Source organism: Desulfosporosinus sp. OT (assembly GCF_000224515.1).
Lineage (GTDB): Bacteria > Bacillota > Desulfitobacteriia > Desulfitobacteriales > Desulfitobacteriaceae > Desulfosporosinus.
Map to the genome: position 1 here is coordinate 1 of NZ_AGAF01000218.1, position 22810 is coordinate 22810.

25 protein-coding genes, 2 tRNA genes and 1 pseudogene are annotated in these 22810 nt (G+C 40.1%); 16 read left to right on the forward strand and 12 right to left on the reverse strand.

The window, feature by feature from the left end; translation table 11 throughout:
• Positions 1-58: 58 nt before the first annotated feature.
• The 9 genes from DOT_RS20270 (at position 59) to ilvN (ending at position 8657) form a co-directional block, all read left to right on the forward strand.
• Positions 59-134: transfer RNA gene (locus DOT_RS20270), tRNA-Glu, on the forward strand.
• A 50-nt stretch (positions 135-184) separates the two neighbouring features.
• Positions 185-268, forward strand: a tRNA-Tyr gene (locus DOT_RS20275).
• 325 nt (positions 269-593) lie between these two features.
• Positions 594-1793 carry a saccharopine dehydrogenase family protein gene (locus DOT_RS20280; RefSeq protein WP_009622925.1) on the forward strand — a complete coding sequence of 400 codons (1200 nt, stop codon included), beginning with the start codon at positions 594-596 and terminating at the stop codon, positions 1791-1793.
• A 10-nt stretch (positions 1794-1803) separates the two neighbouring features.
• Positions 1804-2940, forward strand: coding sequence for a carboxynorspermidine decarboxylase (gene nspC, locus DOT_RS20285; RefSeq protein WP_009622927.1), 1137 nt, complete (start codon positions 1804-1806; stop codon positions 2938-2940).
• A 44-nt stretch (positions 2941-2984) separates the two neighbouring features.
• Positions 2985-3299: a hypothetical protein gene (locus tag DOT_RS20290; RefSeq protein ID WP_009622933.1), complete on the forward strand. Its 315-nt coding sequence runs from the start codon at positions 2985-2987 to the stop codon at positions 3297-3299.
• Between the two features lie 323 nt (positions 3300-3622).
• Positions 3623-5692 (forward strand): PAS domain S-box protein, encoded by a 2070-nt coding sequence (locus DOT_RS20295; protein WP_040413070.1) that lies wholly within the window; start codon positions 3623-3625, stop codon positions 5690-5692.
• A 57-nt stretch (positions 5693-5749) separates the two neighbouring features.
• Positions 5750-6229, forward strand: coding sequence for a flavodoxin domain-containing protein (locus DOT_RS20300; RefSeq protein WP_009622942.1), 480 nt, complete (start codon positions 5750-5752; stop codon positions 6227-6229).
• Between the two features lie 236 nt (positions 6230-6465).
• Positions 6466-8163 carry a biosynthetic-type acetolactate synthase large subunit gene (gene ilvB / locus DOT_RS20305; protein WP_040413071.1) on the forward strand — a complete coding sequence of 566 codons (1698 nt, stop codon included), beginning with the start codon at positions 6466-6468 and terminating at the stop codon, positions 8161-8163.
• Entirely contained in the window at positions 8160-8657 is a 498-nt protein-coding gene (gene ilvN, locus DOT_RS20310; protein ID WP_009622945.1) for an acetolactate synthase small subunit, read from the forward strand. The genes ilvB and ilvN overlap by 4 nt, the downstream gene beginning before the upstream one ends.
• Positions 8658-8790: 133 nt before the next feature.
• Here ilvN and DOT_RS20315 read toward each other — a convergent pair whose 3' ends face one another.
• The 3 genes from DOT_RS20315 to DOT_RS32805 form a co-directional block, all read right to left on the reverse strand.
• Positions 8791-9696 carry a DUF4474 domain-containing protein gene (locus DOT_RS20315; protein WP_009622947.1) on the reverse strand — a complete coding sequence of 302 codons (906 nt, stop codon included), beginning with the start codon at positions 9694-9696 and terminating at the stop codon, positions 8791-8793.
• A 274-nt stretch (positions 9697-9970) separates the two neighbouring features.
• Complete coding sequence (locus tag DOT_RS20320; RefSeq protein ID WP_050809922.1) at positions 9971-11185, reverse strand: multidrug effflux MFS transporter; 1215 nt, start codon at positions 11183-11185, stop codon at positions 9971-9973.
• A gap of 89 nt (positions 11186-11274) precedes the next feature.
• Positions 11275-11853: an N-acetylmuramoyl-L-alanine amidase gene (locus DOT_RS32805; RefSeq protein ID WP_009622955.1), complete on the reverse strand. Its 579-nt coding sequence runs from the start codon at positions 11851-11853 to the stop codon at positions 11275-11277.
• A 283-nt stretch (positions 11854-12136) separates the two neighbouring features.
• On the opposite strand from DOT_RS32805, the gene DOT_RS32810 reads away from it, so the two are divergent.
• Positions 12137-12274 carry a hypothetical protein gene (locus DOT_RS32810; protein ID WP_009622957.1) on the forward strand — a complete coding sequence of 46 codons (138 nt, stop codon included), beginning with the start codon at positions 12137-12139 and terminating at the stop codon, positions 12272-12274.
• A 23-nt stretch (positions 12275-12297) separates the two neighbouring features.
• On the opposite strand, the pseudogene DOT_RS32815 reads toward DOT_RS32810, so the two are convergent.
• The 5 genes and pseudogenes from DOT_RS32815 to DOT_RS20340 all read right to left on the reverse strand — a co-directional run.
• Positions 12298-12444: pseudogene (locus DOT_RS32815) on the reverse strand (hypothetical protein); the annotation flags it as partial.
• Positions 12429-13805, reverse strand: coding sequence for a cell wall-binding repeat-containing protein (locus DOT_RS32820; protein ID WP_009622961.1), 1377 nt, complete (start codon positions 13803-13805; stop codon positions 12429-12431). The pseudogene DOT_RS32815 and the gene DOT_RS32820, both read right to left, overlap by 16 nt.
• A 183-nt stretch (positions 13806-13988) precedes the next feature.
• Entirely contained in the window at positions 13989-15161 is a 1173-nt protein-coding gene (locus DOT_RS20330) for an iron-containing alcohol dehydrogenase (RefSeq protein WP_009622963.1), read from the reverse strand.
• A gap of 113 nt (positions 15162-15274) precedes the next feature.
• Positions 15275-15742, reverse strand: coding sequence for a hypothetical protein (locus DOT_RS20335; protein ID WP_009622965.1), 468 nt, complete (start codon positions 15740-15742; stop codon positions 15275-15277).
• Between the two features lie 233 nt (positions 15743-15975).
• Positions 15976-16287 (reverse strand): FlxA-like family protein, encoded by a 312-nt coding sequence (locus tag DOT_RS20340; RefSeq protein WP_009622966.1) that lies wholly within the window; start codon positions 16285-16287, stop codon positions 15976-15978.
• 201 nt (positions 16288-16488) lie between these two features.
• Between DOT_RS20340 and DOT_RS20345 the strand changes: the two genes are divergently transcribed.
• The 3 genes from DOT_RS20345 to pheA all read left to right on the forward strand — a co-directional run bounded on the left by DOT_RS20345 (position 16489) and on the right by pheA (position 19498).
• A complete protein-coding gene (locus DOT_RS20345; protein WP_009622968.1) occupies positions 16489-17529 on the forward strand; it encodes an agmatine deiminase family protein in 1041 nt (346 codons plus the stop codon).
• Between the two features lie 54 nt (positions 17530-17583).
• Positions 17584-18459, forward strand: a complete 876-nt coding sequence (aguB, locus tag DOT_RS20350; protein WP_009622970.1) for an N-carbamoylputrescine amidase — start codon at positions 17584-17586, stop codon at positions 18457-18459.
• A gap of 193 nt (positions 18460-18652) precedes the next feature.
• The gene (gene pheA / locus DOT_RS20355) at positions 18653-19498 is read left to right on the forward strand and encodes a prephenate dehydratase (RefSeq protein WP_009622972.1); all 846 of its coding nucleotides are present in this window, start codon (positions 18653-18655) and stop codon (positions 19496-19498) included.
• Here the strand turns inward: pheA and DOT_RS20360 are convergent.
• Genes DOT_RS20360 through DOT_RS20370 form a run of 4 tightly spaced genes read right to left on the reverse strand, consistent with a single transcriptional unit; the run spans position 19495 to position 21459 of the window.
• Positions 19495-20484 (reverse strand): GGDEF domain-containing protein, encoded by a 990-nt coding sequence (locus DOT_RS20360; protein WP_009622974.1) that lies wholly within the window; start codon positions 20482-20484, stop codon positions 19495-19497. The genes pheA and DOT_RS20360 overlap by 4 nt on opposite strands.
• Entirely contained in the window at positions 20477-20986 is a 510-nt protein-coding gene (locus tag DOT_RS20365) for a chemotaxis protein CheC (RefSeq protein ID WP_202798715.1), read from the reverse strand. Before DOT_RS20365 ends, DOT_RS20360 begins: the two co-directional genes overlap by 8 nt.
• Positions 20973-21095 carry a hypothetical protein gene (locus tag DOT_RS32505; protein WP_009622978.1) on the reverse strand — a complete coding sequence of 41 codons (123 nt, stop codon included), beginning with the start codon at positions 21093-21095 and terminating at the stop codon, positions 20973-20975. The genes DOT_RS20365 and DOT_RS32505 overlap by 14 nt, the downstream gene beginning before the upstream one ends.
• Entirely contained in the window at positions 21088-21459 is a 372-nt protein-coding gene (locus DOT_RS20370; protein WP_009622980.1) for a response regulator, read from the reverse strand. The genes DOT_RS32505 and DOT_RS20370 overlap by 8 nt, the downstream gene beginning before the upstream one ends.
• A gap of 378 nt (positions 21460-21837) precedes the next feature.
• Here DOT_RS20370 and DOT_RS32045 point away from each other — a divergent pair, with 378 nt between their 5' ends.
• The 3 genes from DOT_RS32045 to DOT_RS32510 are packed head-to-tail and all read left to right on the forward strand — an operon-like array spanning position 21838 to position 22809.
• A complete protein-coding gene (locus DOT_RS32045) occupies positions 21838-22179 on the forward strand; it encodes a hypothetical protein (RefSeq protein WP_009622981.1) in 342 nt (113 codons plus the stop codon).
• Positions 22071-22736, forward strand: a complete 666-nt coding sequence (gene bioB, locus DOT_RS20375; protein WP_282433478.1) for a biotin synthase BioB — start codon at positions 22071-22073, stop codon at positions 22734-22736. The genes DOT_RS32045 and bioB overlap by 109 nt, the downstream gene beginning before the upstream one ends.
• Positions 22678-22809 (forward strand): hypothetical protein, encoded by a 132-nt coding sequence (locus tag DOT_RS32510; RefSeq protein WP_282433479.1) that lies wholly within the window; start codon positions 22678-22680, stop codon positions 22807-22809. The genes bioB and DOT_RS32510 overlap by 59 nt, the downstream gene beginning before the upstream one ends.
• The last annotated feature ends 1 nt before the right edge of the window (position 22810 follow it).

The following is a 22810-nucleotide window of genomic DNA, read 5'->3' on the forward strand; positions in this document are numbered from 1 at the left end:
TCTCCGTCCAAACGACAGGGTTCCACCCTTTCGGATCTAGATTGTGGATACAGATTATGGCCCGTTGGTCAAGCGGTCTAAGACACCGCCCTTTCACGGCGGTTACACGGGTTCGAATCCCGTACGGGTCACCAATAAAGTACTCCGGTAAATAACTATAAAGCTTTGAAGACACAAAATAAATGGGTAGGTGGCCGAGTGGTTAAAGGCGACAGACTGTAAATCTGTTCCGCGAGGTACGATGGTTCGAATCCATCCCTGCCCACCATTGAAGCTCACTTAACGAGCATCTGCTATATGAAGGCGGATGCTTTTTGCTATTAAAATAGAAAGACCTAAAAGAATAATTATTCATAAAATTGATATAAGGCGGCTCTTTTTTGAGATTGAGTCTTCGTAGCTGAAATTACAAAAACTAAAATAGATTGAGATTTTAAGAAGTTTATGAGATATGCAATAGATCTGAGCATATATCCGAAAATTACTCCTAATGCCTAATAATACTTGTTTTTTGTTATTTTTCTTGATTATTTATAGTGATTTATGTATAATTTGCATTGTTAATTTAGTAAAAGTGATTTGGAGGTACTGAAATGGGAAAAGCTTTGATTATCGGCGCTGGCGGAGTTGCTAGCGTAGCAATTCATAAATGTTGTCAAAATCCAGACGTATTTGAGGAAATCTGTATTGCCAGTAGAACTGTAGAAAAATGCGAAGCGATCAAAACAAAATTGGCCGGAAGTAAAACAATCATTCATACAGCACAGCTCGATGCTGATAATACCGAAATGGTCATTGACTTGATAAACAGCTTTAAGCCTGATATCGTCATTAACCTGGCGCTCCCCTATCAGGACTTAACAATTATGGATGCTTGCCTTGCGACTGGAGTTCATTATCTGGATACTGCGAATTACGAACCGCCCGATATTGCTAAATTTGAATACAAATGGCAGTGGGCATATCGAGACAAATTTGCTCAGGCAGGGATAACTGCACTATTAGGAAGTGGTTTTGACCCTGGAGTTACCAGTGTGTTTTGTGCATATGCCCAAAAACATTATTTTGATGAAATTCATTCGATTGATATTGTAGATGCTAATGCTGGCGATCATGGATATCCTTTCGCCACAAATTTTAACCCAGAAATCAATATTCGTGAAATTACAGCAAATGGACGGTATTATCAAAACGGTTCGTGGGTTGAAACCGACCCTCTTTCTGTGAAGAAAGTTTATGATCTTCCGGAGATAGGTCCCAAAAGCATTTACCTTATGTACCATGAAGAACTAGAATCCCTTGCAATTCATATCAAGGGAATTAAGCAGATAAGATTCTGGATGACTTTTTCGGACAATTATCTGAATCATTTACGAGTACTTGAAAATGTTGGTATGACTTCGATAGAGCCTATTAATTTTGAAGGACAACAGATCATTCCTTTGCAATTTTTAAAGGCATTGCTCCCGGATCCAGCATCCCTAGGGCCAAGAACTAAAGGGAAAACGAATATCGGCTGCATTATGCAAGGGATTAAAGACGGAAAACCCAAGACGTATTATGTTTATAATGTTTGTGATCATCAGGAATGTTATGCCGAAGTCGGGTCGCAGGCCATTTCGTATACAACAGGGGTGCCGGCCATGATTGGTGCAATGTTAATGCTCAAGGGTATCTGGAAAAAACCTGGGGTATTTAATATTGAAGAATTTGATCCTGATCCGTTTATGGAAGCGTTAAATAAATGCGGTTTACCGTGGCAAGAAAGTTTCTCGCCAACTCTCCTTGACTGAGGTGAAATGGATGGACATCGATTTCAGAACACTTCCATCCCCCTGCTATATTGTGGATGAGAGACTATTATTAAGAAATCTTGAAATCCTGCATTCCGTCCAACAGCGTACGGGATGCAGCATTCTTCTTGCATTAAAAGGATTTTCGATGTATTCCGTATTTCCTTTAGTGGGCAAATATCTCAAAGGGGTAACTGCAAGCTCATTGTTCGAGGCTAGGCTTGGTAAAGAAGAATTAGGCAAAGAAGTTCATATTTATGCGCCAGCTTACGTTGACCAAGAATTTGATCAAATTCTTGAAAATTGTGATCACATCGTCTTCAATTCCTTTGATCAATGGAATAGATTCAAAGCTAAAGTTAAGAACAATAAAACAAAGAAAAGCTGCGGCATCCGGGTAAATCCGGAATATTCAGAGATAGAGACGCCTATCTATGATCCTTGCTATAAATATTCAAGACTGGGTGTGACTCTGTCTAATTTTCGGCCTGAGGAGCTTGATGGCATTGAGGGACTGCATTTTCATACAATGTGTGAACAGAATTCGGATACTCTTGCCCGTACAATTCAAGTTGTTGACCAAAAATTTGGTGAGTTTATAAAAAGAATGAAATGGCTTAACCTAGGTGGAGGGCATCATATTACCAGGCCTGACTATGACATTGAAACTTTGGTCCGTTCAATTACTTTTTTTCAGGATAAATATGGAGTCGATATATACCTAGAACCTGGTGAAGCTGTCGCTTTGAATACTGGATTTCTAGTTGCTAAGGTTCTTGATATAGTGGATAATGGCATGAAGATTGCTATATTAGATACTTCAGCAGCGTGTCATATGCCGGATGTGCTTGAAATGCCTTATAGGCCTAATATAATCGATGCTGGAATGCCTGGTGAACATCCTTATACCTACCGATTCGGTGGTCATACATGTCTTGCAGGAGACATCATTGGCGATTATTCTTTTAGACAACCGATAAAACCTGGTGACAGACTTGTATTTTGTGACATGGCCCACTATACTATGGTGAAGAACAATATGTTCAATGGCGTGAATCTCCCTTCTATCGCCCGCTTTAATGAAGCCGAAGGCATTAAGATCGTTAGACAATTTGGTTATGAAGATTTTAAAGCCCGCTTATCCTAAAAAAATGGTTGTTTGAAACATTCAATTTGCTGGTGAGGTATTTTATGAATGATTTAGCTGATTACAAAAGAGCGAATAATAAAAAGTATGTCAAGGATTTTCTGGAAGGAATTTTAGATGTCATCGAGACGGATTATCCTGATAAATATTTTATGATGTTCGAGGACCATACTCAGGTAACCACCTTGTTTTCCAATGAAGAATGGATAGACATATTGACAAAGTCGAGAAACTCCTTCAGCTGTCATATTAAACGAATAAATTTGACAGAGAAACGGACGACTAGGGATAATCGAGCTGAGATTGGGCGTTTGATTATGTTAAATTCTCACTTTGATCGAAGCAAAGCAGAGAAATAAGCCTAATGGATTATCAGATATCAGATCATGAGTGGTATGTTCTATTTTCATACTTTTGATATTGGCAATCATTCAATTTTTAGGGTCCAAGCTGTGCTCATACGCAGCTTGGGCCCTCTTTATGCTCTGATTTATGCCTGGGATATATATGGTTTAGATTATGGCAATATCAATATTTCTAATTAGAAAAAAATATCTTAATTTCCTACATGGTTCCTCAAAATATCATGATATACTGCTAGTTGGGTAACTTTATCCAATTATCTGAGAAGTATCTGTACTTCGATTAGGAATAGATCGGCGAGAGGTAGGGAAAATCAGTAATGTTCAGAAACTTGAATTTGAGAACAAAGATTTTAGCCTCCATAGGTTTAGTCGTGCTATTATCTTTTAGTCTAGTCATCCTAATTGTATCCATCAAATCAGTTGACATGGCTAAAGCTTCGGCTTATCAGATTGCAAGGGAAACAGCCAGCAAAAATGGTAATTACGTTAGAGCGGAATTAGACGTTGCTTTAGATACAGTTAGAACGCTGTCTTATACATTTCAGGAAATGAAGCTTTCCCATGATGTAGATCGAGAGACGATGAATCAGATCTTAATTAAGGTTCTAAAGGATAACCCGCAGTTTGTCGCGACATGGACTTTGTGGGAGCCGAATGCGCTTGACGGTAGAGATGCTGAGTTCATTAACAAAACTGGCTATGACAGTACAGGCCGTTTTATTCCTTATTGGAGCATACAAAGTGGGAAAGAGCACTTAGAACCGCTGGTTAATTATCAAGTGCAAGGAGCGGGAGATTATTATTTAATCCCTAGAAAAAGTAAGCGAGAAACAATTATTGAACCTTACATATATCCAATCAACGGCAAAGATGTATTAGTAACCAGTGTAGTTGTTCCTCTAATTGTGGGTGAAAAATTTGTAGGCGTTGTAGGAATAGATATAGCTCTTGACACTATTCAAAAGGTGGTTTCAGAGATAAAGCCGTTTGAGACAGGATATGCAAGCCTTATTTCAAATGAGGGGAAGTACGTTGCCCACAACGACATATCACAGATTGGTAAGACGGTGAACAACAGTCAGGTGAGAGAAGCAATCAAATCGGGGATAAGCTATACCACGACCAACAAGGGTGTGTATCAGGTCTATGTACCGATAAAGATCGGCCGAACAACAACCCCGTGGTCGATGGCAGTAAGTGTTCCTGAAAGTAAAATTTTAGAAAACGCCGCTAGTATTAGGAATTTCACGGTAATCATCGGAATTATCGCTTTATTAATCATTGGGTTGGTGATCTTCCAAGTAGCGAGCAGTATTACTAACCAACACCTTATGTTAGAAATTGGTGAACGGAGGCAGATAGAGGAAAAGGCCCTTCGCTTGGCATCGATTGTAGAGTCAACGGATGACGGAATCATCGGGATGACACTTGATGGAATTATTATAGACTGGAACAGAGGTGCGGAAGGTATTTATGGTTATCACGAAGCGGAAATTATAGGAGAGTCTATTATTAAACTAATTCCTGATAATCAGCATATCGAGCTTGATGAGATTCTAGCGAATATTTCTCGAGGTATGCCAATGACACATTATGAGACCATACGTCAAAAAAAAGATGGGCAGCTTATCCATGTCTATTTAACAGTGTCGCCGATTAAAGATCATTCAGGGAAAATTGTTGGCGCATCAAAGATTGTCAGGGATGTTACCGCACAGAAGAAATTAGAAAAAGAGATGATACGTATGGACCAGATGAGACTGGTCGGTGAAATGGCAGCAAGTATCGGTCATGAAGTTAGAAATCCGATGACAACAGTCAGAGGTTTTCTGCAACTTTTTGGCGAAAATTTTGCTAAATACAGCGAGTATATTCCGCTCATGATCAGCGAACTTGATCGGGCAAATGCCATTATTACCGAATTTCTGTCGATAAGTCGCACGAAAACAACAGAGTTCGCTCGGCAGAGTCTAAACGATATCATCGAGTGCATTTTACCCCTAGTTCAGGTAGAGGCTATCAACGAAGAAAAATCGGTAATTCTGAAGTTAAATGCGATACCGGATCTGCTTTTAGATCATAAGGAGATCCGTCAGGTTATCTTAAACTTAGCCCGAAATGGGATCGAGGCTATGGGTAAAGGTGGTAACCTGAAGATAGAAACATTTTCAAGGGACGATGAAGTGATTTTAGCCATCCACGATGAAGGTGTTGGTATTAATCCAGAAATCATGGACCGATTGGGGACACCCTTTTTTACTACTAAAGAGCAGGGGACGGGTTTGGGTTTGGCAGTCTGTTTTGGAATTGCCGCACGACATAACGCGAAAATCAATGTCGAGACTAGCCCAAAGGGTTCAACATTTTTCGTGAGGTTTAAGTTATAAAGATATTCCTTTCTATGGAAATAGTGTTAAAATAGTGGATAAAGAAGGAGGGGTTTTATGAAAATCGCCATCGTTTATTACAGCCAGACTGGGAATACTAAAAAGGTTGCCGACCTCATTGCGGAAGGTGCGAAGAAGACCCAGAATGTAGACGTCAAATGCATGTCTATCGAAGAGATCGATACTGAATTCTTAGTGGAGGCCAAAGCGGTTATCTTTGGGTCACCAACAATCGCAGGCACCTTTGCTTGGCAATTGAAACAATGGTTGGATACAAATAGGAATATTGGTGGAAAACTTGGCGCTGTTTTTGCTACGGCCAAATTTGTCGGCGGCGGAGCCGAGGTGGCAGAATTATCATTGATTGCAGAGTTGTTGGTAAAAGGAATGATGGTATATTCATCGGGCGCTGCTGAGGGACAACCTTTTATTCATTATGGTGCTGTGTGCATTCAAGATGGAGATGAAGGCCAGAAAGAAAGGGCAAGAATATTTGGAGAAAGAATAGCCAATAAGGCAGTGGAACTATTTAAATAAGCTACCCGAATGAAATTTAGCCTCATCACTCTAAGGGAGGATGAGGCCTATTATTTTTTATTTCATTATTCTGAAATCCGATGGTATACTACTCTATTTGAAAGCCCTAGTTTATGATATAATCATTGAAATATTTTCATTGATTTTGCACTAGAGATTTATGGTTTTAGGAAGAGATGATTTTGACAAACTCAAATCTTACTATAATCTATAAAAAGAAAGGGAGGGTCACTAATTTGATGATGACTGGAGCAGAGGCAATTATTGAGTCCCTGAAAAATGAAAACGTTGACGTGGTGTTCGGTTATCCCGGTGGGTCAGTGTTGACACTGTATGATGCTTTGTACCAAGCGAACTTTAAACATATTTTAACGAAGCATGAACAAGGCGCAGTTCATGCAGCAGACGGTTATGCCAGAGCTACTGGAAAGGTTGGGGTTGTCATAGCTACCTCCGGACCAGGGGCGACCAATCTGGTAACCGGTATTGCCACAGCTTACATGGATTCTATTCCTTTAGTGGCTATTACTGGTCAAGTCGCTGTTCCTCTAATCGGAAGAGATTCGTTCCAGGAGGCAGATATTCGAGGCATTACAACGCCTATTACAAAACACAACTATTTGGTTAAGAAGGTAGAGGATTTACCAGGGGTCCTGAAAGAAGCTTTTTATATTGCACGTACTGGGAGGCCTGGACCAGTGGTCGTCGATGTAGTTAAAGATGTCTTTGCGGCTGTTCTAGATTATCAGTATCCAAAAGAGGTTAAGCTGCGCGGCTATCGTCCCATATTTGCAGGAAATTTAGAAACTATCGATAAAGTCTTCAAGGAGTTGAGTTTAGCCCAGAAGCCTCTTATTTTCGTAGGCGGGGGTGTGAATTTATCCGGTGCCTCGGCAGTCTTACGAGATTTAATTGAACAGACAGGTTTCCCAGTAATCTCCTCATTGATGGGTTTGGGTTGTCTGCCGTTTGATCATCCACAATTCTTAGGCATGGTTGGAATGCATGGGACTTATGCAGCTAATATGGCTACGACGGAATGTGATTTGCTGTTGGGAATCGGAGTTCGCTTTGATGATCGAGTCACAGGACTCCTTAGTGAGTTTGCTAAGAAAGCTAAAGTTGTTCACTTTGACATTGATCCTGCTGAAATCAACAAAAACGTAATGGCGCATCTGCGCGTTGTTGGAGACCTAAACTGGTCATTACCTGCCCTAGTGGAAAGGGTTAAAGATGTTTCCGCTGAACTAAAAGGACATGTTCAATCTTGGAACGATAAGGTTATCTCTTGGCAGCAGGAAAAACCTTTAAACTATGAGCATCAAACAGACTTGGTGATGCCTCAAGAGGTTATTGAGAAAGTCAGTCAATTGACTCAAGGTGATGCAGTAATTGTCACAGATGTGGGACAACACCAGATGTGGGTAGCCCAATATTTTGGTTTTAAAAATCCTCGCTCGTTGCTTACATCAGGTGGGCTCGGCACGATGGGCTATGGCCTTCCGGCTGCGCTTGGAGCCCAATGTGGTTTGCCAGATCGAAAGGTGATCTTATTTGTCGGTGATGGCGGAATTATGATGAATTGTCAGGAACTGGCGACGGCTGCTAATTACGGTTTTCCGGTTAAAGTACTGATCTTTAATAATCAGACATTAGGCATGGTTTCTCAGTGGCAAAGGATGTTCTACGGTGGACGGTATTCACATACAAGTCTTAAAGGCAATACTGATTTTGTGAAATTGGCAGAGGCTATGGGTGTGACAGGCTTAAGGGTGACTAAGGCAGAGGAACTAGACAAAGTTCTGGAAGAAGCGTTAGCTACTCCTGGCCCTGTAGTTGTCGATATTCGGACCCCAGAAAAAGTGGACGTCCTGCCTATGGTTCCGGCAGGTGCTCGTTTAGATCAAATGATTTTGGGAGGTTCAGAGGGATGAAACATACACTCGCAGTTTTAGTAGAAAACCGACCGGGAGTTTTAACGCATATTTCCGGGCTGATCAGCCGTCGGGCCTTTAATATTGAAAGTATTGCTGCCGGGTATACAGAGGAACCCGATACAACCAGAATCACGATTGTAGTCGAGGGAGATGAAATAGAGCAAGAGCAGGTTGTTAACCAGTTGTCCAAATTAGTGGATGTCATCAAAATTACGGATCTTACGGCCGTGGAGTCGATCCAACGCGAGTTAGTTTTGATTAAAGTTAAGGCAAGTGTTGAGACACGTTCAGATATCATTAATATCGTTGATATTTTCCGAGCAAGAATCATTGATGTAAATCGGGAGACGATGGTAATCGAACTTTCTGGTGATGAAACAAAGATCGATGCCCTATGTCAAGTATTAGAAGATGATCATGGAATTATTGAAATTGTACGGACAGGTAAGATTGCTCTCTCGCGAGGGCCAATCCCAGCAAAGGATCGATGAGCATTATAAAGAGAGAGGGACTTCGTCACCAGCACGAAGTCCTTCTCTTTTTATAAAGAAAATTGGCTGACGCCAAGCGTTAGAGCGGTGCTGTCTTAGTTGTACTGGTGTGCTGGCCAGGGGTATCCAAGTGTTATGTGGGGTTAGTAGGTTGTGGAGTAAAACGAGATAGGAACATCTCATATAATTGATTTGATTTCCCTGTCCTAATAATTTTAGGGTATATCTCGGGTGCAAGTTCCTTTACGGCTTTTAACTTATCTGGCATATTGTTGGACTTCCCTGTAATTTCTTGATACTTATTACATAATTGTTCGTTTTTCCATTGCATGATACGTTCTATTGTTGGCGTTCGGGTCATTGGTGGCGGTGTATGGGGAATGTCAAAAGTGAAACTCACTGTATTTCCGTTTCTTGTAAATTGATCCAATGAATATCCTGCATTCCATAGTCCACCTACGAACGCATCACGCATAAGCACATTATGCAAGGTAATATCAATATCCATTGTTAGTTCTGAAGGTCCGGAAAACTCACCTAGTTTAAAACCTGTTAGCCACCAGTGTTCCCCTTCTCTTGTAAAGAGCGTATTACCGTTCTTTTTTAAAGTATAGGACATTTCTAATAAATCATTGTTGCTTGCACAATTATAATAAGCACCATTAAAAAGACCCAGAATATTTAGATCATGGGCATCTGTATAGACTCCTATCTCACAACCAGTCACTAGGTCGTACTGACCTTTCCACAAACCAATCATCCATTTCTTATCAAGATAGTCAAAATGAATTGGTTCACAATCTATAATCATCCCCATTAACGCTGCCGCTTCATCGTACAAACGACAATATCCAATATTTCTTTGCCAAGGATCCATGGTTGAATAAAATATATCTTGTTTTGGATCATACGAATAACCAGCAATTTCTATTATATTATCTAATTCATGATTCCCGGTCACCTCAGGAACAGAGTCGGATTCGTCGCCGTCTCTATCGGTGACCGTTTTGCTTTTAGGATTTAATATTTGAACGGACATAAAAATCGCCCCCTTATTACATAATATTTGATTGATGAATGGTATGGTGCATGGATTATTTGACGGATAAGAGTTGAAGGAGGAAAAAATTTGAAGAGACACTCAATTATACATTTTTAATTTATTTTAATATTCAAACATTAATTTAAAATTTTTTTGTCCTACCTGTTTAAATCATTCACCTATAATTAGCAATCCAGATAAAAATATAAATCTCTCAATTTTATATTGATAAAATTGAGAGATTTATACAATGAGTAAGTTCTGGGGCCATTCATCTTTTTAGTAGGGCATAACTTAGAATCGCGCCGACCTCAGTGGCAGAAATCACTATGCCCATGGGTAGTGCTGTATTTCCGCCACCTAGGCCAACGAGTGGAGCGACCATTGCACCAATCACAAATGAAAATAGACCTAGTAATGCTGAAGCACTACCGGCCGAATGACCGTAATTCTCCATGGCTAACGAAGAGCCAGCAGTTGTTACAATTCCGACGCTCGAGACAAGCACGAACAAAGGTAGTAAGATCGCGGTGAGTCCTGCTCCAATAAGAATCATGATTAGCAACACGATACCGCCCATTGAAGCCAGGATTAGACCGCTGAGAAAAAGCTTAGTTCCGTGAATTCTGCTTGCCAGTCTACCAGTGATTTGTCCGGCAATGATAATGCCGATTCCGTTGATGGCGAAAAACACACTAAACATTTGGGGAGAGGCACCAAAAATGTTTTGAATGACAAAAGGTGAACCTGATATATAAGCAAACATGGCGGCCATTACAAGTCCCTGAGGTAGAGCATAGCTCATGAAAACGCGGTCGCATATGAGAACTCGAAAGGTAGTTAAAGTATTCATCAGACCAGCTTGTGAGCGGCGGCGGAGAGGCAATGTCTCTGGCAAACCAAAGAAGACCGTGAGGAGCATGGCGATTCCGACTAGACTTAAAACCAGGAATACGCCTCGCCAAGAAGTAAACTGTAATAATTGTCCACCGATGATTGGGGCAAAGATTGGCCCGACGCCATTGACCAGCATTAAAAGAGAAAAAAACTTCATCATCTCAGAACCTGAGTATAGATCCCTTACTATTGCGCGCGATATTGCAATGCCTGCAGAGCCTGCGAAGCCCTGAATAAATCGAAGTAAAATCAATCCCCAGATGGATGGGCTTAAAGCACAAAGTAAGGATGAGACAGTATAGCTAACCAGTCCAATCAGCAGAGGGATACGACGCCCGCGTATATCGCTTTGAGAACCAGCTACTAGTTGTCCTACCGAGAGCCCGAGTAGACAAGCTGTCAGACTAAATTGAGCCAATGAAGTGCTGGTTTGCAAATCCTTGGTTAAGATGGGCAGGGAAGGTAAGTACATGTCAATGGATAATGGCCCGAAAGCAGACAGTGCACCTAATATGATAGCGGTCCATAATCTACGGGATTGAGACACTAAAGGGGTAGAAGCTGTGAAGTCGTTTTGATAAGTATTCACCTGAGTTTCTTTGTCTCCTTTGCAGTGATATTAGGTCAATCTAAAAGCACTTATCCACATTGAAAAATTATGGGGTTTGGTAGGGCACTTTAAGCTTTCGGTAAAGGGTTTTTATAATAATTATAGATGCCATGGAAGATGGCAGAGGCAACATTTTTTCGGAACGTCGAGTTTTGTAGCCTGGCTTCTTCATAAGGATTAGAAATAAAGGCTGTCTCCAGCAAAATGGCAGGCATACTTGTATAGCGTAAAACATAATCCCTTGCTTCTTTAACCCCACGGTTCTTTGTTTTAATTGTGTCGATTAGTGAGGATTCAATGCTGCTGGCCAGCTGTATGCTCTCATTCTCTTTTGGATTTTCTTTAGAATAAAAAGTTGAAGTACCCTGTACATCAGGGTTGGTAAACGAATCATTATGGATGCAGATAAATAAGTCGGGTTTATATTTGTTGGCTAAGTCAACCCGGGCTTGGAGATCCGCTGTTTCAGAATAATTTGTAACGGGACAAATACATATATCTGTATCGCGGGTTAAGATAACCTTTGCGCCTGCTTGTTTTAAGATATTATTTAAGACAAGTGATATAGCCAAGGTGTTATCCTTTTCATAGGTATGACTAGGGCCAATTGCTCCTGTATCCGGTCCTCCATGTCCAGGATCTATCATAATCGTCTTACCTGCTAAGGCGTTAGCAGGGATTCCTTGAAAAGGATCAATGAGAACTTCAGTGGAAGGATCATAAGTTGTTGGAACAGAGGGCGCATCAGAGGGGGGAGTTGAGGGAGGGGTAATTACATCGCCACCGCTGGATGGAGGGTCTGGCTTTTTTATTTCTGAGGGAAGGGTAGGGAAGGATTTAAGATTATCTTTATATTTAGAAGAAGCTTTTCCTTGAATAATATTTTGGGTATTAGAACTGATAATACCTGTTCCGCCTAAGATATAAACTGTGCCATTTACGCTTAAGTCGATAGTAGTCGTAGAGCTGATTTTGCTGGTTGCGGTGGAGGTAGAGCTAATTGAACTGATCTTATTTGGAGAAACAGATGTGACAAACGCAGCAGAAACCCAACCGGTTTTAGATTGATAGGTAGTTTTATACCATTGGCCTTGATGATCAGTAAGATCAAGGGTGGTGCCTTTCGGAATCGTGATGAGTGTTTTTCCTGTTGGCGAGGGTGTATCTCTTAGATTTAGGCCGCCTGACGCTGTAATTTCCCCTTTTGGAGTCGATATGATGGTTACATAATCAGACAGAGATCCAACCGGTCTTTAGATTGATAGGTAGTTTTATACCATTGGCCTTGATGATCAGTAAGATCAAGGGTGGTGCCTTTCGGAATCGTGGCGAGTGTTGCTCCAGTTGGCGAGGGTGTATCTCTGAGATTTAAGCCTCCTGATGCTGTGATTTCCCCTTTTAGAGATTGATTGCTTGAATTATTGTCCGTTGTCTTAGTATCAGAGTCATCTGATGGGGTTGATGGAGTCGATATGACAGTTATGTAATCAGCAGAGATCCAACCGGTCTTAGATTGATAGGTGGTTTTGTACCATTGGCCTTGTTGTTCAGTAAGATCAATCGTTGTGCCGTTGGGAATGGTAACAAGAGTTTTTCCTGTTGGTGAGGGGGTATCTCTAAGATTCAGGCTCCCTGTCGCGTTAACTTTCCCTTTCTTAGATGGATTATCGGAACTATCACTAGGGCTTTCAGATGGAGGTTCAACTTGCATATGTTCACGCATAAGACTATAGACTGATGGCGGAATATCTTCTTTTTCTGTGAGCAAAAGGGGAGCTTTAACTTTTGAAGCAAGGACTGTTCCAGCAACGGCATCTGGAAATGTTATCCCTGAGGCCAGGAAAAGATCATTAGACTCATAGGTACCTTTCATATAGGTAACGACTTTGGCATTGGTTTCGTACCGGTCCTGACCGCCTAAACGAGTCTCGACCGTGAACTTATTTCTCGTTAATTCAGTGGAAGGAACGACGACTTCTCCCCCAATAACGATTAAATGCTTTGGGCTAGCCTCTTGGTAGTATTGAATGACAGAATCCGGTAGAGTTGTTGACGTAAGAACAATCGGGATCTGTTTGATGCCTGCAAACGTTGCTGCTGATAAAGCATCAGGAAAATTATCCCCGTTAGCCAAGATTAATGAATCGCTAGATAAGTGTTTGGCCAGAAGGACCGAAGTTTCGTAACGGTCTATTCCGCCAATGCGTTCCCATTTTAACGCAGAATTATCAAGTTCCTTTTCTATAGAAGGTTGTAAACAGGCGATTCCGCCAAGAAGAATGACTTTTTGAGGTTTTAATCGCTGTAGTTCTTGGAAAACGCGTGGGTCAATAGAGTTTCCAGCGGTCAGTAATATAGGAGCATCTAAGCTGACCGCAAAAGGTGTTGAAGCAATAGAATCCGGGTAATCGGAGTATTCGCATAAAATAACTGTTTGAGCGGAATCCCAACCTTTTTGCGATATTTTAAGAGCCGTTTCAACTCTGTCCTGACCGGCTATACGTTCTGTTGAATAGACTAATGGGCTCGCTTGGGTTATAAAGGGTGAACTTAATATACATGTAAGCGATGTGATTATAGATAAAATAATTTTTTTCACAAATATTCCCTTCCCTTTATCAATATATGTCGATTATATCATAAAAACTAATATTTATTGATGAAATTAGTTAACAGCCTAAAGAACTAAGGAGCTTCACGTAACATGAAGCTCCTTTAGATGTTGGGATATTTAGCGCTGAACTTGAGATTTGATGGGTAAACTTTTCACATTACATATAACCTAGAAGGCAGCTTTTAAGATGCCAATAAAATCATCAACAAAACCTTGTCTTGGATTGGTAAAAGAACAGATATCTTTTAAGGCATTTTGCGACAGTGTTTCAATATCACGCTCATTTAGTCCCATCGCACTTAATCTGCTAGGAATTTCAATTCTAGAACTTAAATTCTTAACTGAGTCAATAATTAAATCAACTGCATGAGATTTGTTATGGGTAACTGTTCCCGTTGCGCTACATAATTGCATAATTTTTTGTTCCGGTACGGAAACCGAGTTAAATTCAAAAACATAAGGTAGTAAGGCAGCGGTATAGTCGCCATGGGTTTGATGGTAAAATCCACCCAATTGATGTGCTAGACAATGGACATATCCTAGACCTGCATTATTAAAAGCCATGCCGGCCATAATGCTTGCAAACATCATCTTTTCTCTGGCTTCTAAATCATTGCCATTTTCATATGCCCGAGGAAGATACTCAAAAGCCAATCTTATTGCATCAAGTGCTAAAGAATCGGTAATTGGGGAAGCTTCAGTGGATACAAAAGCTTCAATGGCATGTGAAACAACATCAATACCTGAGCTGGCGGTAACCTCCTTGGGCATTGATGTCATAAATATAGGGTCGTTAACTGAAATAAATGGAGTTATATAAGGCGAGCCGATCGTCATCTTTACTTTCCTGGAATTATCACATATTATAGCAAACATTGACAATTCCGCCGCGGATCCTGCAGTGGTATTGATGGCAATTTGGGGTAGCGCAGGTTGGGTAACTTTATTATAGCCTTCATAATCAATGATTGAACCACCATTTGTGGCAACCGTAGCGATTGCTTTGGCACAGTCATGGTTTGTTCCCCCGCCAACGGAAATGACCAGCTTGTAGTTTCGTTTAAATATATTTAGTCCTTTCTTAAAATAAGTTAACCCATCCTCTACAAAAGAAACAGTAGGGTTAGGATGTAATACACCGTCAAAAATATCATAGGAGATAAATAAATTTTTCAAGATTTTTTCTACATTTTCTACATATCCAAGGCTTAGTATGTTTTTATCGGTAACGATTAGTACTTTACTGAGCTTCCATGACAATAATTCATTAGGCAGGTCTTTAATGGCCCCAATACCGATAAGGTTGGTTTTGGGCAAAATATAATTATGAGTATTTTCCAAACTAGTTCTACCTCCTCGTAGATATCAATCTATTTTTGCAAACGAAGTTAAACAATTGTAATGTTAATTTAGGTACATGATCTTCATTTTCAGCAATAATTTTCATTGATCTATTATGGTTTTAGATAACCTTCTATATAAGCATTCAATTTATAAAAACCCCAAGTGGCTAGTGAAAACCAAACAACAAAACCTAATAACGGTAGAAGGATTCTGCTTTCTGATTTCAAGATTCCCATATCAATGACTAGGTTATAATACAATACAGAGAAGAAGATTCCGGCACAAGCAAAAAGGTAATTTAATGGTTTCTGTAGCGGCAAAAAATAGAAATATAATATGAAAAATATTGACCACGTAACATCGGCAAAAATATGTACACCCATGAAGCCAAAGGGTCCATAGTTTGTCCAAGCGAACAAACCGGTGACATATCCAAAGGAATGCACCAGTGCATCCATGATTCCACCAAAAATAATTCCATAAATAGATAAACGTCGGATTTCCATTTTGGGAACATTGACTATTAGGATTAATGCGAAAACTGCAGTAAAAATTGGATATAAAAGAAACTTGGGCATCGTTTGTTATCCCCTTTATATGTTTTTCCTATGGTTTTAGTTAGAATATCCACATTAACGCTTAATATTCCGGCGAAAAGATGTCTATTGTTACTTGTTCAATTGATTTACGACTTTCAAGATGATCTATAACGTAAATAGGAAAAGGAGTTTCGCGGTTTTGACACGAACCCTTTTCCTATTATGAACTAAACATTGAAGTCTTCAAGAAACTAAACTTCATCAAGGTCTTCTTAGGCTTGAACATCAATTTTATTATTTGAGGAAATAATAGACTTTGTTGGTGTTGTCTGCTCACTTTTATTATTTTGGCTGGATTTTTTTGCTTGTATTTGTTGGATTTGTGCTTCAATTTGTGCTATCTGAGTTTGTAATAATTGAACTTTAATCTGTTTTGTTTTAGCATCATCTGTACTTTGATTCTCAGTATTTATCTGCTTCTGAAGATTCTTAATTTGACTCGAAAGTTGACTTGTGTCACTGTCATTTCCAGATGAAGATGAATAAGAACTAATTGACGTCGAAGAAATTGATGAAATGTTCATGTTAAACCTCCCCATATTTCTACTTCAACATACTTATCGTAAAGAATTCTTGGAAATACCTTTGATTTATAGTAAACGCCAGAGATAATATATATTTTTTAAGGTAAACAACGTGGTCAAGATGAAAGCGACTTTATATTCTTTGCACCATGAAGTAAAATAAGAGGAAAGCTTCAAAATATGAGTACAAGAGGGAATGCAATGTATCCAATAAATTGTAACTATAAAATGCCTGCCGAATGGGTCAAACATACGCGCACCTTTATTTCCTGGCCAGTTCAAAGGTCTATGTGTTATCCAGAGGATTATGAAACAGTTTGCTTAGGCTATGCAGAAATTATTAAGGCTATTGCCGAATTTGAGCCTGTTACGATTGTGATGAATCCTGCTGATGTAGAGGAATCAGAAATGTTGGCATATCTATTTAAAAACGAGCGAATTGAAGGCCTAGCTATTGAGCATAATGATGCATGGCTTCGGGATAATGGTCCAACGTTTTTGGTGAATGATGGAGGAGAGGTCGCAGGAGTCAATTGGCATTTTAATGCCTGGGGCGGTAAATATGCGCCGTGGGATTTAGACGACCAGGTAGCGCCTCAAATTCTTAACTTTGTCGGGTTGAAACGGTTTGATGCTCCTCTTGTGATGGAGGGAGGTTCACTCCATGTGGACGGAGAAGGCACGCTTTTAACGACGGAAGAGTGTCTTCTGAATGCTAATCGAAACCCGGAATTAACGAAAGAGCAGATTGAAGCTGAGTTAAAGAAATTTTTAAATATACGGAAGGTAGTCTGGCTAAAAAACGGATTAGACGGAGATGAGACAGACGGTCATATTGACAACATCGCCTGCTTTGTTGCTCCAGGCAAAATCCTAATTCAAGTTTGTGACGATCCTGAAGACGCAAATTACGCGATTACCCAAGAAAGTTTAAGGATTCTTAGTAGAGAAACGGATGCTCTGGGGAGAAAATTTGAAATCATTCCCATCCAGCAGCCCCCAAAATTATTCTACAATAATACTCGCTTAACTCTGAGTTATCTGAACTTTTACTTTGTTAATGGAGGGATTATTTTGCCTATCTTCGGCGGTAAAGCGAAAGAAACCGATCAATTAACTGCGCAAGTATTGGGCGAACTATTCCCTGAAAGACGGATACGCACTGTTAATGGGATGGCAATTATTCGTGAGGGTGGAAATGTGCATTGTACAACCCAACAAATGCCCGGGGGTAAAAGGTAAGGGGACACAGGAATGTCTCTAATTGACTATAATTTATGGTAAGTAGGTGTAAACGTGAGAAACGTAATCGTAGCGGCGACTCAGATGAGTTGTTCTAGCAGCATTGAAGGAAATATCGAAAAAGCGGATGCGCTTGTTAGACGAGCAGTGGATAAGGGCGCCCAAATTATTTTATTGCAAGAGTTGTTTGAAACCCCGTATTTCTGTCAGAAGGAAAAGTCCGATTATTATGCTTATGCGACAGAGTTAGAATTGAACAAAGCTGTTCAGCATTTTAGGCAAGTAGCCAAAGAGCTTCAGGTGGTTTTACCGATCAGCTTCTATGAGAAGAGAAACAATGCCCGCTATAACTCTCTTGCCCTCATAGATGCCAATGGAGAAGTGCTGGGGAAATATCGCAAGAGTCATATCCCTGATGGTCCCGGTTATGAAGAAAAGTTCTACTTTAACCCAGGAGATACAGGTTTTAAGGTCTGGAGTACCAAGTATGCAAAAATCGGTGTTGGGGTCTGCTGGGATCAATGGTATCCGGAGGCCGCCCGATGTATGGTCTTAAGGGGTGCTGAAATACTTTTTTATCCAACAGCCATCGGTTCGGAGCCTCAAGATGGATCGATCGATTCTAAGGACCATTGGCAGACTTGTATGTTAGGGCATGCCGCAGCAAACTTGGTTCCCGTGGTTGCTTCCAATCGGATTGGGGTTGAGGTAGACGAAGATTCGAGTATTACCTTCTACGGATCCTCCTTTATTGCAGATGGGCAAGGGAACAAGGTTGCCGAAGCTGGTTGCGCGGAAGAAACAGTTCTAGTTGCTGAGTTTGACTTGGATCAACTCGAGATACAGCGGCTCGAGTGGGGAATCTTCAGAGACCGTCGGCCTGATCTATACAAAATTATTTCGTCTTACGATGGGGAGTTAAGTTTCTAGAAACCAGCCTTGCTTAAATGCAGGGCTTTAATTTTAATATCCCTATCGAAAAGCGCTTCGACGGATTTAACTTAATAATCAAGAAGGGTTATTTGATTTTCTGAAGAATAGCTTCTAGAGGTTGTCTAAATCTGTAAGTCTAATTTTAAAGGTCCATTTCTCAATAATTGAAATTAAACGGCGGGGGGATTTTATGCTAAGAATTGGTTTTCTAGGTCCGGAAGGCACCTTTTCCCAACGAGCTGCCCAAATTTATTCCTATAAGAATAACAATCATGCTGAATTAGTCAGTTTGCCGAGTATACGAGAAACTCTATTAGCAGTACAACATGGTGAGCTGGATTTGGCCGTCATTCCTTTTGAAAATTCTTTAGAAGGCTCAGTCAATGTTGTTCTGGATAGTTTGGCTTGGGAGGTGGACTTGCTTATCATTAATGAGCTAATTCTTCCAATCTCACAGACCTTGATGATCACGCCTGGAGCGAGATGGCAGGATATCACGGAGGTTTTCACCCATCCCCAATCAGCTGGTCAGTGTCGTCTCTTTTTGGAGAGCCAACTTCCGCAAGCCGAGTTGCATTTAACAAACAGCAACTCAGAAGGAGCTAACCAAGCTAAAAGAAATGGAATCACAGCAGGGGCTATAGGTCCGGAACAAGCGGCAGACATCTTTGGGCTGGAAGTTGCCCTTCGTGATATACAGGACAAAGACAATAATTTTACTAGGTTTGTAGTCGTAGGGAAAAATTCAGATTCAGCCCACTCCACTGCAGATAAGAACAAGACCTCAATTGTCTTTTCGACCGAACATAAACCCGGTAGTCTCTCTTGCATTTTGAATATATTTAGCTTATGGGATATTAATATGAGTAAAATTGAATCAAGGCCGTCTCGAGGAAAGCTCGGTACATATATCTTTTTTATTGATATTGAAGGTCATATGATCGACCCGGACGTTAGAGATGCTTTAACAATGGTAAAGCGAAAAACTACTTTTTATAAGTTTCTCGGTTCCTATCCAAGAGCGGAAATTGATTAGTCAATTTCCGACCTTGGATCAAGGTCCCATTCACCATCAAAAAACAGGAAGCTTTTTTTCCTGGATTTCTTTCTCCGATACATGGCAGTGTCGGCCTTTTTTATTAGATCCTCTGGATCTTGAGTATCACTTGGATAAAGGCTTATACCTATGCTGATTGAGATATAGACAGCCTGGTCAAAAATTTTAAAGGGATGTTCGAAAGCACGGATCACTTTTTCGGCGATAATACTTACATCCTGTTTTGTCTTTATTTGAGATAGAACTATTATGAATTCATCGCCACCTAAACGTGAGAGGAGATCGCTCTTACGAATACAAGATTGCAAACGTTCGGATACACTTCGCAATAGTTCATCTCCATAGGGGTGACCGAAATTGTCGTTCACTTGTTTAAACTCGTCAAGATCAAGAAACAAAACAGCCAAGAGTTCTGCATTCCGTTGGGCGTAGCTAATTGCAAGATTAAGTTGCTCACCAAGCAATGTTCTGTTTGGCAATTTAGTAAGACAGTCATGCAAAGCTTGGCGTTTATAAATTCCTTCTGAAATTTTTATATGTTCGTTTTCAGCTTCCAAAGTTTTTATTACGTTCTTTAGCTGGTAAACACGGCTTAGATGACTTGTTACATCCATGATTTGGATTAATGCATAGGTGTGTTCATTATAATAGACAGGACCGATCTGCATGTTTTGACGAATCATATCATCGTTAGTTTTCTTAGATGGTAAAACAAAATTGTGATGCAGGGCCCCAGAACAAAAACGTTTCTGTCCGAAAAAGAGAGCTTTATGTAAGATCTCGTGAAAAATCTTGTCACCGAAACGAGGACAAATAGTTTTAATTTTTTGTCCTATCGATTGTTCCTTCAGAATATGTGTAAATTGTTCCAACCAGGTGTTCCAAATAACTATATCTAGGTTTTGATCAACTACGATCGTACCGATATTGACCTGATCAAGAACCTGTGAAAGTAGACTATCCATTTAAATCCTCCGAAAGTTCGTTGACTTTTTCCAAAAGTAAAGAAACAGAATTCAAACTTAAGGCGATAAGAACAGCTCCTGTTATTCGGGTTTTAGATAGTGTAAAAGATGTATGTAATACAAGAATGTAGATATCGTTTTCTAAGAGGATTTTCTGAGTTTCAGATAAAGAAATAAGTTCAATTTCTGGTAAAGAGTATTCCACTCGAATATTTAATAAGTTGCCAAACTCTCCAATAATTGCATTGATAATAAGATTGCCAATTTCTCTTAAAATATCTAAATCCGTATCAACTAAACAGATGATGTTTTCATTTTCCACCGGTAATACAGGTTCCCCTACACAGGCAGTGACCAATAGTTTAGCCTGTTCTGGGGGAAATACTAGAAACGCTTTACCTTGAAATCCATTTCCGAAACTCATCGAAGAAGAAACTACATGACCTGAGGAGAAAACGGATAAATATTTATATTCTGAAAAATCCAATTCAGAAACTGTCATGTGTTAATTCAATTTTTTGATAAACCATTTCCGATAAAAGGTTAGCCGCTTGACCAATATAGACATTCACTAATTCGGTTAGAATGTCCTTTTGCATTAAACTAAGCACCAAACTCCCCCTTAACAATGTTAATAAGTTGTTCTGATTTTTCCTTGTTGAAGGGTTTGTGGATAAAGGACGTTATCCCGAATATCTCAATTTCATCTCTTGTGGCTCTTTGAACATCGGCTGAAAATACAATAATTTTTATAGATGAGTCGACTTCCCTAATTAATTTTAAAAGCTCCCATCCGTTCATTTCGGGCATTAAGAGGTCCATGATGATCAAATCTGGTTTCTCTGTGCGATAAAGGTTATAACCTTCAACTCCATTGTTGGCCATTAATAATTCTAAGTTTGGAATGTTGATTTGCAATGCCTTTCCTACTAAAGATCTTACAAAATTAGAATCATCTACAACTAAAATTTTCATGAGCCCATTTCCTTTCAGATAATAATAAATTTCACAAGAGAGTCTGAGTATTATAAAGCCTTTGCAGAGGATGTGACACTATCAATAAACGAAACTCTAGAGTGTTTGGCATATTTGGTTGTTTCTTCCTTTTGTATTTCTATTTTTTCTTTGAAATACCTTTTTTAGATGTAGCTAAAATGTTTATTATTTTACCTAAGAACGAGGGAAGTCGTTCACCGAAAACAAAGGGCTTTTACACATTGATAAATTGTAAACCCCGAAAAGACTATGGGTTGACAATAAGGTCACAATGACACAAATTTAAAGTGCGCCCCTGCTTTATGTGGTTTACAGTGGGGTGCAGGCTATTAAAAACGTTACTGAAAAGGAGAGCCCATGAATAAGGTTGACGTGATTAACCGGTTAGAAGAAAAGGTTTTGGCTGGTCTGGAAATTACCCAAGCAGAGGCCCAAGATTTGGCAGAGTTGGACGGGCCTGATCTGTATCGGCTTTTTACTGCTGCTAGCAGGATTCGTGATTTACGAGTTGGCAAAAAGGTAGAGCTGTGCGCTATATTAATGCTAAATCTGGTCGGTGTTCAGAAGACTGTAAATTTTGTGCCCAATCAGTGCATCATCAGACAGAAGTGGACGTTTATGATTTGTTGGATGAAGACTCAATATTGCAACGAGCACTGCAAATGGAAAGGGAAGGAGCTGAGCGGTTTTCCTTGGTGACAAGCGGCCGGGGAATAAATGAAGGGGATTTTCCTAAAGCCTTAGCCATTTACCGCCGCTTAGCCCGAGAAACGAACCTAAAACTTTGTGCATCCTTAGGAATAATTACCGTAAATATGGCCCGAAGCTTAACGGAAGCTGGTGTAACCATGTATCATCATAATCTGGAAACATCAGAAAGCTATTTTCCTCAGATATGTACAACTCATAGCTATCAAGATCGCATCAACACTATAAAAGCTTGCCAGGCTGCCAATTTGGAGGTCTGTTGCGGCGGAATTATTTCGTTGGGTGAAACTATGGGTCAGCGCTTTGAGATGGCCTTTACCTTGAGAGACTTGAAGGTTCAGTCAGTCCCCATAAATATTCTTAATCCCATCAAAGGAACGGTACTGGAGAATCAGAGTGTTTTACCAGCTTTGGAAATATTACAAACGATTGCCATCTATCGATTTATTTTGCCAGAAGCAAAGTTGCGCTTCGCAGGTGGTCGCGAAAATGCCCTGCGTGCAGGCTTTAGGCTATTTGGCGGGAATCAATGCTACTTTGGTAGGTAGTTATTTAACCACTTCCGGGCGTACCGTTGCTGAAGATATCCAAATGATCGTAGACATGGGGTTAGAAGTATAGT

Coding starts and splice junctions, on each gene's coding strand:
- DOT_RS20280 (WP_009622925.1), top strand. CDS start 594: ATGGGAAAAGCTTTGATTATCGGCGCTGGCGGAGTTGCTAGCGTAGCA.
- nspC (WP_009622927.1), top strand. CDS start 1,804: ATGGACATCGATTTCAGAACACTTCCATCCCCCTGCTATATTGTGGAT.
- DOT_RS20290 (WP_009622933.1), top strand. CDS start 2,985: ATGAATGATTTAGCTGATTACAAAAGAGCGAATAATAAAAAGTATGTC.
- DOT_RS20295 (WP_040413070.1), top strand. CDS start 3,623: ATGTTCAGAAACTTGAATTTGAGAACAAAGATTTTAGCCTCCATAGGT.
- DOT_RS20300 (WP_009622942.1), top strand. CDS start 5,750: ATGAAAATCGCCATCGTTTATTACAGCCAGACTGGGAATACTAAAAAG.
- ilvN (WP_009622945.1), top strand. CDS start 8,160: ATGAAACATACACTCGCAGTTTTAGTAGAAAACCGACCGGGAGTTTTA.
- DOT_RS20315 (WP_009622947.1), bottom strand. CDS start 9,696: ATGTCCGTTCAAATATTAAATCCTAAAAGCAAAACGGTCACCGATAGA.
- DOT_RS32805 (WP_009622955.1), bottom strand. CDS start 11,853: ATGATAGATCCTGGACATGGAGGACCGGATACAGGAGCAATTGGCCCT.
- DOT_RS20335 (WP_009622965.1), bottom strand. CDS start 15,742: ATGCCCAAGTTTCTTTTATATCCAATTTTTACTGCAGTTTTCGCATTA.
- DOT_RS20340 (WP_009622966.1), bottom strand. CDS start 16,287: ATGAACATTTCATCAATTTCTTCGACGTCAATTAGTTCTTATTCATCT.
- DOT_RS20345 (WP_009622968.1), top strand. CDS start 16,489: ATGTATCCAATAAATTGTAACTATAAAATGCCTGCCGAATGGGTCAAA.
- pheA (WP_009622972.1), top strand. CDS start 18,653: ATGCTAAGAATTGGTTTTCTAGGTCCGGAAGGCACCTTTTCCCAACGA.
- DOT_RS20360 (WP_009622974.1), bottom strand. CDS start 20,484: ATGGATAGTCTACTTTCACAGGTTCTTGATCAGGTCAATATCGGTACG.
- DOT_RS20365 (WP_202798715.1), bottom strand. CDS start 20,986: ATGACAGTTTCTGAATTGGATTTTTCAGAATATAAATATTTATCCGTT.
- DOT_RS20370 (WP_009622980.1), bottom strand. CDS start 21,459: ATGAAAATTTTAGTTGTAGATGATTCTAATTTTGTAAGATCTTTAGTA.
- DOT_RS32045 (WP_009622981.1), top strand. CDS start 21,838: ATGAATAAGGTTGACGTGATTAACCGGTTAGAAGAAAAGGTTTTGGCT.
- DOT_RS32510 (WP_282433479.1), top strand. CDS start 22,678: ATGCCCTGCGTGCAGGCTTTAGGCTATTTGGCGGGAATCAATGCTACT.